The 6,357-nt window shown below is 42.8% G+C and carries 7 protein-coding genes and 1 pseudogene; 4 read left to right on the forward strand and 4 right to left on the reverse strand.

Features of this window, described 5'->3' with window-relative positions:
- Window positions 1–64 precede the first annotated feature (64 nt).
- Complete coding sequence (locus HL061_RS01390) at window positions 65–1,465, forward strand: PLP-dependent aminotransferase family protein (protein ID WP_093070924.1); 1,401 nt, start codon at window positions 65–67, stop codon at window positions 1,463–1,465.
- 95 nt (window positions 1,466–1,560) lie between these two features.
- Here HL061_RS01390 and HL061_RS01395 read toward each other — a convergent pair whose 3' ends face one another.
- On the reverse strand, window positions 1,561–1,758 hold the full coding sequence (locus HL061_RS01395; RefSeq protein WP_227517172.1) for an HPP family protein: 198 nt from the start codon (window positions 1,756–1,758) through the stop codon (window positions 1,561–1,563).
- Between the two features lie 237 nt (window positions 1,759–1,995).
- On the opposite strand from HL061_RS01395, the gene HL061_RS01400 reads away from it, so the two are divergent.
- Both HL061_RS01400 and rhuM read left to right on the forward strand, forming a co-directional pair.
- The gene (locus tag HL061_RS01400; RefSeq protein ID WP_156770951.1) at window positions 1,996–2,169 is read left to right on the forward strand and encodes a hypothetical protein; all 174 of its coding nucleotides are present in this window, start codon (window positions 1,996–1,998) and stop codon (window positions 2,167–2,169) included.
- Window positions 2,170–2,267: 98 nt separating this feature from the next.
- The gene (rhuM, locus tag HL061_RS01405; protein ID WP_071001565.1) at window positions 2,268–3,272 is read left to right on the forward strand and encodes a RhuM family protein; all 1,005 of its coding nucleotides are present in this window, start codon (window positions 2,268–2,270) and stop codon (window positions 3,270–3,272) included.
- Window positions 3,273–4,088: 816 nt separating this feature from the next.
- Here the strand turns inward: rhuM and HL061_RS01410 are convergent.
- The 3 genes and pseudogenes from HL061_RS01410 to HL061_RS01420 form a co-directional block, all read right to left on the reverse strand.
- A pseudogene (locus tag HL061_RS01410) lies at window positions 4,089–4,732 on the reverse strand (IS5 family transposase); the annotation flags it as partial.
- 100 nt (window positions 4,733–4,832) lie between these two features.
- A complete protein-coding gene (locus HL061_RS01415) occupies window positions 4,833–5,321 on the reverse strand; it encodes a Mov34/MPN/PAD-1 family protein (RefSeq protein ID WP_093071335.1) in 489 nt (162 codons plus the stop codon).
- 11 nt (window positions 5,322–5,332) lie between these two features.
- Window positions 5,333–6,088 carry a ThiF family adenylyltransferase gene (locus HL061_RS01420; RefSeq protein ID WP_252962426.1) on the reverse strand — a complete coding sequence of 252 codons (756 nt, stop codon included), beginning with the start codon at window positions 6,086–6,088 and terminating at the stop codon, window positions 5,333–5,335.
- Window positions 6,089–6,180: 92 nt separating this feature from the next.
- Between HL061_RS01420 and HL061_RS01425 the strand changes: the two genes are divergently transcribed.
- Window positions 6,181–6,357: transposase (locus HL061_RS01425; protein WP_252962434.1), on the forward strand; the 177-nt coding region annotated here is incomplete at its 3' end.

Genomic DNA, 6,357 nt, shown 5'->3' on the forward strand with positions numbered 1-6,357 from the left:
TGTATAGTCGCTCTTAGCGTGACAATTTTTTAGATTTTTATTATCAACGATAAGTACTTTTATCATGGTCGAAAACTACAAGCTCAATCCTAACTTAACAAAGACTGCTGCCGTCGCTGAATGGCTAAAGCAGCGCATTGATTGGCAAATTTACTTGCCCAACCAGCGTGTGCCATCGGTGCGAAAACTATCCAAACTCATGGGTATATCGAGCTTCACCGTTGTGCAAGCTTATGAGCAACTGGTGGCAACCAATGTCTTGGTCGCCAAGCCAAGCTCAGGCTATTATGTGAATGAGCAGACAAGACTAGTACCGCCCAACCGTGACAAAAAAGTTGCCCCCAAGCAGCCAGTCATAGATACTCGCTGGCTGGTACAGCAAGTGTCGAGCGATATTCCGCATCACCGATCCCCAGGCGTGGGCACGCTACCTAGAGACTGGATACGTAATGACAAGATGGAGTGGGCGATACGGCAGGTCACCCAGCAAGCAGACGGCTTCATCTATGACTATAGCGCGGTGCAAGGCTATTTGCCGCTGCGTCAGCAACTGGTGCAGCAGCTGAATGTGCTAGGTATGCAGACCTATACAGACAATGTCATGACCACCGCAGGCATATCACACGCCATTACTATGATTGCCCAACTATTGACTGAGGTCGGTGATACGGTGATGGTCGATGGGCCGGGCTGGTTTTGGTTATCGAGCTGTCTACAACAGCAGGGACTCAATGTTGTCGCGGTCGAGCGCGATCACCAAGGCCCCGATATTGAGCAGATGCAACAGCTGTTTGAAACGTATCATCCAAAGCTGTATTTGACCAACAGCGTGCTACACAATCCCACCTCTTATAATCTGCATCCTGCGCGGGCGCATCAAGTGCTTAATCTTATTCATCAATACGACGCGTATATTTTTGAGGATGACTTATACGCCGCGTTTTTGCCGAGTGGTCAAGTCCTGCGTTATGCTAGTCTTGACCAGTTCGAGCGCGTGTTTTATGCGACAGGATTTTCAAAGTCGATGTCATCAGGCTGGCGCGTTGGCTTACTGGTCTGTCCCGATCATTTCATTGATGATGTGCTGCGTATCAAAACCTTGAGTAATATGAGTACGCCAGAGTTTGGTGAGCGCGTGATTCACCACTTATGGACGCATGGTGAATACCGCAGGCAAATCAAAAAAGGCCAGCAGCAGTTATATCGTGCGCATGAGCGGATGCGCATAGCATTGCCTAAGATCGGACTTGTCTATCCTGAGCATACGCAGGCAGGCCTCTTTGTGTGGGTGGATACGCATCAAGACACCAGCCAGCTGGCACTAGATGCCTATAGCGATGGCTGGCTAGTGGCACCGGGGCATTTATTTCATCCAGATGCCAGTGCCTCAACCTATCTGCGCCTGAACGTATCGACGAGCAGTGATGCATTTTTGGCTTGGCTGGGCGATTATTTGAATCATTGACAATACCAGCCTGCCTGCTATGTCTGTTCAGCCTACGATGTCTTTACTTACAGTGAATATTTACCACCAATAGGTTGGATACTGGCTATTCTTACCTAGGTTGTTATGGCAATGGCCGTACCGACCGCCATTGCCATACTCCACCATTGAATACCAAATAGTGTCATAAATACAAGCCCTGTAAAGGTTGCGATAACATGTCCACCGATGACATTTCTTGGCCATGCAAAGGGGCTGGCAGAATAGGCAAAGATAAGTAAATAGCTGGCACCGAATGATCCTAGAAACATCATCAGTGCTAAACTATTGCGTACCACTGCAAGGATGCAGTAGCAAGTGTGCCACCAAGCCACTATCATCACCAGATGTTTATGATGCAATTAAAAGGTTATTGTGAGAAATGGGATGTCAAACCAGCAGAAGACGTTGCTAGGAGCTGTTTGGGATTTTTGACCGACTGGAGCTCATCAGAGGGTTTTCACGGATGTATGTTTATCAATGCGTGCGCCGAATATTAAGCTGCTGAGTCTATGCCGCATCAAATCGCCAATCAACACAAAAGGGAGGTTAGACAATGGTTATTTGCTCAGTTTGAGCGAGTAGGCGCTCATCACCCTCAGCAGAAAGCCGATACTTTATTTGTATGGGGTGAAGGCCTTATTGTGACAGCGCAAACCGATCAAAAAACCACTGCCACTGAATAATGAGCTTTTTATAGAATTAATAAAATAGCTTGTCTTAGGTATTGGCTGGTAGTATCGGTATTAGAACAGATGCTGTCGCCATGGTAAAGGAGGCATAATTGGACATCACCAACACTGACAATCAGTTTGAAATATACACCACCGATGATGGGCAAACGCAGATTGAGATTCGCCTAGAGCAGGAGACGCTGTGGCTGTCGCAAGCGCAAATGGCAACCTTGTTTGACAAAGATTCAGATACCATAGGACTACATCTAAAAAACATTTACAAAGAAGGCGAATTAGATCAAACAGCAACTACCGAGGAATCCTCGGTAGTTCGCCAAGAAGGGTCGCGCCAAGTACGCCGTAAGATTCGTTTTTATAATCTAGATGCCATTATCTCGGTGGGTTATCGGGTCAATTCCAAAAAAGGCACGCAGTTTCGGATATGGGCGACTCAGCGTTTGCGTGAGTACTTACTACAAGGCTATGCCATCAATGAACAACGCTTTGACAAAAACGCCGCCGAGCTACAGCAAGCCCTAGCCCTCATCAAAAAAACTGCCCAAAGCCCCGAGCTACACACCGATGAAGGGCGCGGACTCATTGAGATTATCAGCCGCTACACACAGACGTTTTTGTGGTTACAGCGTTATGACGAAGGCTTGCTCAATGCGCCAGTAGGACAGGCAGGCGGTATTCTGCCCAGTACAGTTGAGGCCATGGCAGCGCTCACGCATCTAAAGGCGCAGCTGATAGCACGAGGTGAGGCGACAGTATTGTTTGCCAAACCGCGCGGCGATGGCTTGGACAGTATCTTGGCGACATTAGAGCAAACGGTGTTTGGTGAGCCAGCTTATCCGACAATTGAGAGCAAGGCGGCGCATTTACTCTATTTTATGGTCAAAAATCACGTCTTTACTGATGGTAATAAGCGTAGCGGCGCATTTTTATTTATCGACTTTTTGCATCGCAATCAGCGCCTACTTGACAGTAAAGGCGATACAGTGATTAATGATACTGGACTTGCCGCGTTAACCTTATTGGTTGCTGAGTCTGACCCCAGTCAAAAAGAAACTTTGATCAAGCTAATTATGAATATGCTGTCGTTAGAAAACTGATAACGATTATAACTATGATTGGCTTTATTTTGTGATTCGTATCATCGTATAGAAAGACAGATATTAAGGATAGTGTCTGTCTTTCTATACGGTGATTGTTTATGTGGAGCAAGAAAGTATTCTATTGAGCAGTGCTAGATAGAATATCTTTAAATTCTAATAGCTAACAACTTAATCAAATAAGAGTTTATTTATGCTGTGATAGTATCATGGGTTCCATAAATAAATTACTCGAGATGTCTTATTTAACTTATGCGTACCTAAAGTCAGGTTCACGAGTTAACAGAGATGATTAGCTAGTAAAAACAATGCTCTATAGTGAGGAGGAAAATAAATGGTTCATGAACCTTAATATCTGACTTAGACTGTGTACCACAATTCTCATTTATTATAGAGTGTATATGAAAGTAGATAAGTATTCGAAGACTTGAGTCTACTTATCAAGAATTTTTCGATGATCACCCAAAAGATAGAGTGATATTTTGCCAGTTCAATAGCTTTGATAAACTTTCGTAGGTGCGCGTGATAAGAGCTCTGATATTATTATTTAAGGTAGAATGAACCTCACCGGGATTGTCGGAGACTCAACTTCTGAGAGATTACGACAATTAAAAGACAAACCTACACTCCTGAGATTAAAGAACGCACCGTTCACATGCTAATTGAAGCAGCGAGCGACTATCCCTGTGCGATTCACTATAAATACTCCAAAACAATGATACAGAGTTAATTACAAATAATAGAAATAAATTTATGAAGTATAAGAGAGTAAAATAAATATTGATGCAAACTAGGGTGTGTTGACAATTACCGTCAGAAGAAGTTCTCGATTAAGTGACGCCACTTGTACATTTCTTTATCGAAATCTCGTTGCTTTAAACGAGAGCGTTTAGGGGGTATGACCGCTTTGCTACCACGCTCTTCTAAGTCTAGCAGTAGCCAATCCGTGTCAAAGGCTCTATCAGCAAGCAATGCACCAAACTCTTTGTCTTTAATTAAAGGTTTAACGCCAGCCATGTCATGCTGTTGTCCTTTCAATAAAGTAAAATCAACAAGGTTGCCTAATGCATCAACCATTGCCATGATTTTAGTGGTCATACCGCCTCTTGATTTGCCAATTGCCTGATGACAAGCCCCCCTTTTGCGCCTTGTCCATGACGATGTACCTTAACAATAGTGCCATCAATCATGGCATACTCTAAATCTGAGTCATTCAGAGCATTAAATAGCTTGCTGAATCTATCGCTTTTTACCCATCGACGGTAGCGCTTATAAACACTGTTCCAGTTACCAAATTCAGGGGGTAAGTCTCGCCACGGACTACCTGTTCGGACAATCCATAGAACAGCTTCGATAAATAGTCGATTATTTACCGCTGTTCTACCAACATCGGTCTCTTTACCTGCACAATACGGTGCTATCTTTGCCCACTGGGCATCACTTAGTGTTAATCTAGTCATAACACTATGATTATCAATTATTCTATATATGTCAACACACCCTAATAAATTAAAAATAGCAAATAGGTCTTAGTGATGGTAACAACATCAGAAATTATTACTACAAAGTTTTAGGCAGATATATTGATTGATCAGCTTGGATACCCATCCAGTCTTCTGTTACTCCTGCTATATAGAACACTAAAGGTAGATTGGGAAAATTTAAGCAGGTTTTATGCCATTCTCTATAGTCAATCGAAGAGGGAGTTGCTACGTTTTGAGGGTGACTATGCCACTCGCCTAAATACTGTATTCTACCTTTACTTTGTTTATGTAACTCATCTAGATAAGCTTGATGACCTTCAGTATTCCTTATGTACGCTGTTGGTTTTCTAATATCAGTGTTATAAGGTAACGTTATATCTGTGATATTCAGATATTGTTCTTTTCCCTTAAAACCTTTTCGCTCACCAAGTAAGATACCACAAGCTTCCGCCTGACTCAGAAAACCCTTTTGTCTCCATTGATCTATTTTTTCAAGTACCGAAGGCTGCATCAAAACAGCATTTACGGGAGAAGTACTAGAAAATTCCCAAGAATTATTAAACATATGGAACCAAATCAGTTAATTTTACATATATGGCATTCAAGAGAAGGAGCGTAATCTTTACTTTCTATTTTCTCCCCCATCCATTTCTCAGTATAACGAGTTCGATATCTTGGACTAACATCTCCTTGTAGCCAGTCCAAAATCATATCAATTGTTAAAGCAGCAGCTGACATACTTGCTGATACAGCAAAAGGTGTAAAATCGGCACATGCCATGAAAGACCTTGCAGCAGTCATACCTTTTAGGGCGTCATATTCTTCACGTATCGAATTACCACTTTTATTTATACAGGACCGACAGGCATAATTTGTATCTTTATCATTATACAAAGCTTGAACACACTCTCCATTGCCTCTAATCCAACTATGAATCAATGGGGGTGTCTTGCCGTCTGAATCAAAGAAAAACTTATTGATTGTTTCAGATGCTTCTATTTTGGCAGTAGCATCGATAATAAGATCATAGTTTGAAATATTTTTTAAAATACTCCTATTACAAGCGTTGATATTATGTACCTCGATATTTAGGTCAGGTATCTGCTGAGCTATTTCTTGCTTTAACGCGCTAGCTTTCATTCTATGAAGATACGCTTTACCAAGTGCATGTCTACCAATATTCTCCTCTTGGAAGATGTCGCTGTCTATCAACGTGAGTTTTCCACCACTCGCACCAGCGCCCAGGCGTGCTAAAGATAATCCTAAATAACCACCAATCGCTCCGCATCCTAGTAGGGCAATATTCTTACCTATTAAGTTTGGTTGTTCCAAATTGTCAAGGTTCCTCGTAAATAAAAAATTGGGAGTAAGGTTTGAACCGCCCCGGTATTGTCGGAGACTTAACATTCTGAGAGAATACGACAATGAAAAGACAAACCTACACTCCTGAGATTAAAGAACGCGCCGTCCGTATGCTGATCGAAGCAGCAAACGACTATCCCTCCACATGGGCAGCCATTCAAGCCATTGCCCCTAAGATTGGCTGCACGCCTGAAACCCTGCGCTCATGGCACAAGAAGCATATAGATCAAACTATCCCT

Source organism: Psychrobacter sp. PSP, from assembly GCF_024085615.1.
GTDB lineage: Bacteria > Pseudomonadota > Gammaproteobacteria > Pseudomonadales > Moraxellaceae > Psychrobacter > Psychrobacter pacificensis.

Bases quoted from the DNA above. Each gene is read 5' to 3' on its own strand.
- HL061_RS01415 (WP_093071335.1), bottom strand. From the start codon at position 5,321: ATGTTTAATAATTCTTGGGAATTTTCTAGTACTTCTCCCGTAAATGCT.
- HL061_RS01390 (WP_093070924.1), top strand. From the start codon at position 65: ATGGTCGAAAACTACAAGCTCAATCCTAACTTAACAAAGACTGCTGCC.
- HL061_RS01395 (WP_227517172.1), bottom strand. From the start codon at position 1,758: ATGATGTTTCTAGGATCATTCGGTGCCAGCTATTTACTTATCTTTGCC.
- HL061_RS01400 (WP_156770951.1), top strand. From the start codon at position 1,996: ATGCCGCATCAAATCGCCAATCAACACAAAAGGGAGGTTAGACAATGG.